5 protein-coding genes and 1 pseudogene are annotated in these 3,274 nt (G+C 57.8%); all 6 read left to right on the top strand.

Going from position 1 to position 3,274, the window contains the following annotated elements:
* Window positions 1-246: pseudogene (locus WCG50_RS18545) on the top strand (hypothetical protein); the annotation flags it as partial.
* Window positions 243-989, top strand: coding sequence for a class III cytochrome C family protein (locus WCG50_RS18540; protein ID WP_336901078.1), 747 nt, complete (start codon window positions 243-245; stop codon window positions 987-989). The pseudogene WCG50_RS18545 and the gene WCG50_RS18540, both read left to right, overlap by 4 nt.
* A 78-nt stretch (window positions 990-1,067) precedes the next feature.
* The gene (locus tag WCG50_RS18535) at window positions 1,068-1,382 is read left to right on the top strand and encodes a zf-TFIIB domain-containing protein (protein WP_336901077.1); all 315 of its coding nucleotides are present in this window, start codon (window positions 1,068-1,070) and stop codon (window positions 1,380-1,382) included.
* Between the two features lie 57 nt (window positions 1,383-1,439).
* On the top strand, window positions 1,440-1,988 hold the full coding sequence (locus tag WCG50_RS18530; RefSeq protein WP_336901076.1) for an NYN domain-containing protein: 549 nt from the start codon (window positions 1,440-1,442) through the stop codon (window positions 1,986-1,988).
* A gap of 60 nt (window positions 1,989-2,048) precedes the next feature.
* Complete coding sequence (locus WCG50_RS18525; RefSeq protein WP_336901075.1) at window positions 2,049-2,474, top strand: FKBP-type peptidyl-prolyl cis-trans isomerase; 426 nt, start codon at window positions 2,049-2,051, stop codon at window positions 2,472-2,474.
* A gap of 51 nt (window positions 2,475-2,525) precedes the next feature.
* On the top strand, window positions 2,526-3,218 hold the full coding sequence (locus WCG50_RS18520) for a fused MFS/spermidine synthase (RefSeq protein WP_336901074.1): 693 nt from the start codon (window positions 2,526-2,528) through the stop codon (window positions 3,216-3,218).
* The last annotated feature ends 56 nt before the right edge of the window (window positions 3,219-3,274 follow it).

Here is a 3,274-nt window from a genome sequence, read left to right as displayed (position 1 = left end):
GTGGTGAGCGGCATGGTGGGCAAGCTGCTGCTCCAGCGTTCACGGCAATATGTACAGGGTGAGCGCGAGCATTTTCAACTGCGTGGCCTGTCCAAACCCGAGGTAGAACAAGCCCTGTTCTGGGACGCCGTCACGCTCGACGCCATGACGCATTGGCGCAAAGTGCACATCCCTATTTTTGTCGTCTTCGCCGTCCTGGCGCTGGGCCACATCGTCAGCATCTTCCTGTTCTGGGGTTGGGTATGAGCCGAATTCTCAAAATCATTCTGATCGTCAACCTGCTGGCCTTGGGCGCACTGGCCTTGATCTACCCCAACCTGATGGTCGGCCCCGGTAAGCTGATTCCCGGCCACAAGCCACTTGAAGGCGACTGCTTTGCCTGCCACACCTCGCTGCGCGGCGCCAGTTCTGCCAAATGCGTGAGCTGCCACAAACCAGTGGACATTGGTCGCCTGACCACGACCGGTTTAGCCGTTAAAAGCCCCCTCACCTCAACCCCTTTTCACCAGAAGCTGATCAGCGAGGACTGCGTGGCCTGCCATAGCGACCACGCGGGCGTGAAACGCTATGTCGTGAAGGGCGGTTTCAACCATGCGCTGCTCAAAAAGGAAACCCGCGACCAGTGCCAGGCGTGCCATAAAGCACCGACCGATTCCCTGCACCAGCAGATCACCGGCAATTGCCTCCAGTGCCACACCCAGGACAAATGGACGCCGGCCACCTTTGAGCACAACAAGTTCTTTGTGCTTGACCGCGACCACAACGCACGCTGCGAGACCTGCCACGTGCGCAACGACTACAGCCGCTACACCTGCTACAGCTGTCACGAACACACGCCTGACAACATTCGGCGCAAGCACATCGAGGAAGGCATCAGCAAGTTTGACGACTGCGTGGAATGCCACCGGAGTGGGAACAAGCACGACATCAAAGGTGGCGGTGAAGGCCGGGATCAAGGCAAGCGCCAAGGAAAAAAAGACCACGATTAGCCCGCATCAGCCCGCAGCGGATTTAAGAAGCACCTAAGAAAGGGTGCTTACGCTTTAACTTTTGACCCAAGGAAACCTATGAAATGCCCGACCTGCACCACGCCAGACTTGCTCATGACCGAGCGCCTCGGTATTGAAATCGACTATTGCCCGCAATGCCGCGGCGTCTGGCTGGACCGGGGCGAGCTGGACAAAATCATTGAGCGCAGTCTGCGCGACCCGGCTCAACAGACTGCAGCCCCCGTGCCACAAGCACCGCCTCAAATTCAGCAGCCCTATCAGCAGCCTTACCCGCAACCCTACAACAGCGGCCACGGCTACCGCGGCGACCACCACGATGAGCACCAAAACTACCGTGGCAAAAAATCAATCTGGAAAGAGTTGTTTGACTGAAAATAGGGGTTTTGACCGCAGGGACACACTTGAGAGTCCTTCGCGCCCTGAAAGCCCATGTTGAACCACAAAAACCCGCCCCCCGCATCCGTCGCCCTCTACTGGGACTTTGAAAACCTGCACGCCAGTCTGTCGGAAGAGCGTCTGGGTGAGGGCTCTTACAACAAACCGGATGGCCGTTTCAAATTGCAAGAGCCGCTCATTGACGTGCAGGCCATCATGAATCTGGCGGCCTCCTTGGGGCCACTTTCCATCAACCGCGCGTATTGCAATTGGCAGTTTTTTGGTCGCTACCGGGAGGCCTTGCTGCAAGGCTCGGTTGAGCTCGTTCAGCTCTTCCCCCCGGGCGCCTCCGCCAAGAACGGCGCCGACATCCGACTGTGCCTGGATGCCTTTGAGGACATGGGGCGGTTTGAGCACATCGGCACTATCGTGATCGTGGGCGGCGACAGCGACTTCATGCCGCTCGCCCAAAAAATCAAGGCGGCGGGCCGCACCCTTGTCGGCGTGGGCGACCGCAAGTCCACCAACGTGCACTGGGCCAGAAGTTGCCATGCCTTTCATTACTACGAAACCCTGACAGGGGCACCCCAGCCCCTGCCGTAAACTAGGCGATTCACGCTGTCGTCCCGATTTAGCCCAAACCACCAACCACTATTTATCCGCATGAAATCTCTTTACAAATTCCTCACTATTTCCGCTGTTGCTGCGATCTCTGCCCTGGCGACCACGGCCATGGCCGCTGATGCCACCTCCGAAACGCTGCCCTCCGGCGTGAAAATTACTCACACCAAAGTGGGCACGGGTGCCAACCCGACAGCCACTGACTCCGTCAAGGTGCATTACCGTGGCACGCTGGCCGATGGCAAGGAATTCGACAGTTCCTACAAGCGCAATGCGCCAGCCACTTTTCCACTGAACCGGGTCGTTCCGTGCTGGACGCAAGGCATGCAAAAAATCAAGGTCGGCGGCAAAGCCACCCTGACCTGCCCACCCGCCACCGCCTACGGTGAGCGCGGTGCAGCTGGCGGCCTGGTGCCACCCAATGCCACACTGACTTTTGAAGTCGAATTGCTTGCTATCGAAAAATGAGCTAGTAGCGCAAGCAGGACGGGGGCTATAGGCATATTTGACGTATAACGCATGTCAGACTCGTTTGCCCCCGACAGCCCCCAGCATGTGGTCCCGTTCATCACAGTGGAGAACAACAGCAAGTCGCTGCACTTCTCCAAGGACCAAACGCAGAGCAAGATGCGCAGTAGCCAGCCCGACGTGCTGGAGCTCGACTACACCAAGACGATGATGGGTTTTCTGCGCGTGGTACGGCGCCCCCGGCACATCGCCATGATCGGGCTGGGCGGTGGCAGTCTGGCCAAGTATTGCTACCGCAAGCTAACCCAGACACGCATCACGGTGATCGAGATCAACCCCCACGTCATCGCGCTGCGCAAAGAATTTCTGGTGCCTGATGACGACGAACGTTTCAAGGTGATCGAGGCCGATGGTGCTGATTTTGTGCGCGATGCCGAACCGGAATTTGATGTGCTGCTGGTGGATGGCTATGACCTCGCGGGCCAGCCACCCCAACTGGGCTCCCAGCAGTTTTATGAAAATTGCAACGCCCTGCTGATGACGCCAGGCGTCATGGCGGTCAATCTGCATGGGTTTCATCCGCAGTATGGTTTGCTGGTCGACCGCATCAACCGCTGCTTTGAGTGCAACACCGCCGAGGTGGCCGCCAACAAGGACGGGAATGTGATTGTGTTTGCTGGCAAAAACACCCCAATTTCCGCGCACACCCTGCGCGGAAATGTCAATTTTGACTATTCGGGGTAGGTTTTAAATCAAGCGGCCTTGACGGCCAATACCGGGCAAGGAACCGAGAGCAGGAT

This window comes from Rhodoferax sp. (assembly GCF_037143375.1).
GTDB lineage: Bacteria > Pseudomonadota > Gammaproteobacteria > Burkholderiales > Burkholderiaceae_C > Rhodoferax.
The sequence above is the reverse complement of the archived record's forward strand: the minus strand, read 5'-3'. Positions and strand labels throughout refer to the sequence as shown.